1 protein-coding gene is annotated in these 457 nt (G+C 64.6%); it reads left to right on the top strand.

Going from position 1 to position 457, the window contains the following annotated elements; all coding sequences use genetic code 11:
• On the top strand, positions 1-457 hold a 457-nt coding region (locus QJT78_RS53450), incomplete at both ends, for a chemotaxis protein CheW (RefSeq protein ID WP_281460946.1).

Below are 457 nucleotides of genomic sequence, written 5' to 3'. Positions count from 1 at the left end.
CTCCGGCCGCGGCGTCGGCATGGACGTGGTGCGCACCAATATCGACCAGATCGGCGGCACCATCGACATCAAGTCGGTGGCCGGCGAGGGCTCCTCCGTCACCATCAAGATCCCGCTGACCTTGGCCATCGTCTCGGCGCTGATCGTGGAAGCCGCCGGCGACCGCTTCGCGATCCCGCAGCTCTCGGTGGTCGAGCTGGTCCGTGCCCGCGCCAACTCCGAGCACCGCATCGAGCGCATCAAGGACACCGCGGTCCTCAGGTTGCGCAACAAGCTGCTGCCGCTGATCCACCTCAAGAAGCTGCTCAAGATCGACGACGGCGCGGCCAGCGATCCCGAGAACGGCTTTATCGTGGTCACGCAAGTCGGCAGCCAGACGTTTGGCATCGTCGTCGACGGCGTGTTCCATACCGAAGAGATCGTGGTCAAGCCGATGTCGACGAAGCTCCGTCACATC

This window comes from Bradyrhizobium sp. Mp27, from assembly GCF_029953005.1.
Taxonomy (GTDB): Bacteria; Pseudomonadota; Alphaproteobacteria; order Rhizobiales; family Xanthobacteraceae; genus Bradyrhizobium; species Bradyrhizobium barranii.
Note: the sequence above shows the minus strand (reverse complement) of the source record. Positions and strands in the feature narration are given on the sequence as shown.